Origin of the sequence: Enterobacter sp. V89_11 (assembly GCF_029967775.1) — a bacterium.
Lineage (GTDB): Bacteria > Pseudomonadota > Gammaproteobacteria > Enterobacterales > Enterobacteriaceae > Enterobacter > Enterobacter ludwigii.
The window spans coordinates 1-735 of record NZ_JASCAN010000054.1 but is presented as its reverse complement, the minus strand read 5'-3'; the positions used below and the strand labels follow the sequence as shown (position 1 = coordinate 735).

Annotated in this window: 1 protein-coding gene; it reads left to right on the top strand. The window is 46.0% G+C overall.

The genetic code is table 11. From position 1 onward, the window contains the following. The coding region (locus tag QLG09_RS22350) for a DUF1963 domain-containing protein (RefSeq protein ID WP_348994673.1) at positions 1–719 on the top strand (719 nt) is incomplete at its 5' end. Between the last annotated feature and the right edge of the window lie 16 nt (positions 720–735).

The following is a 735-nucleotide window of genomic DNA, read 5'->3' as shown; positions in this document are numbered from 1 at the left end:
TTTCAGAATCCAAGAGTATGGGCATACGCAAGGATGCAATTATGAAATCCAAGAGTGCGTTAGTTTTAGAAGAACTCAGATCCAAATTACGTACTGCATCTGTGGCACAAGTCGGTGGTTTCCGCCCTACAGCAGACCCAATTACATCCTGGTTTTTAAAAGGAGTCGCTCTTCCAGGTGAAGGGTTGCCAGTTTGGAAGGGGCAGCCGATGTTTCCGCTTCTCCAGATTCGCGTAGATGAGCTTCCCGTGATTCCTGAACAACTGAAGGGGATCGCGCTCTTAGTGCTTTATCATAATATGGAAAGCCATCCATTTGATAAACCTCATGGCGAGGGGTGGCTAATACGAGAATACGCCACCCTTGATGGGCTTGAGTTATTGCCTGCAATTAACACTCCATATCGAGCATTTCCGGTTCGGTGGGTGAGTGTCAATGATGATGCTCCGGGATGGGAGGATGCTTGGGATATTATTGACTTGTCTGACGTAAACGATGATGAGGATGCAAGTGATAGATTCTTTGATGGTTTTAACCGGTACAGGGGAACCAAGGTTGGAGGATATCCAATGGAGATACAACATGGTGTGGGGATTCAAGATTTTGTCTTTCAAGTGGGGTCAGAAGAAAAAGTAAACTGGATGTGGGCGGACAATGGTATCGGCTATTTTCACAAATCCCCAGAGGGACTCTGGACGTTTTCATGTCAGTTTTACTAGAAACTCAACGTCCTCT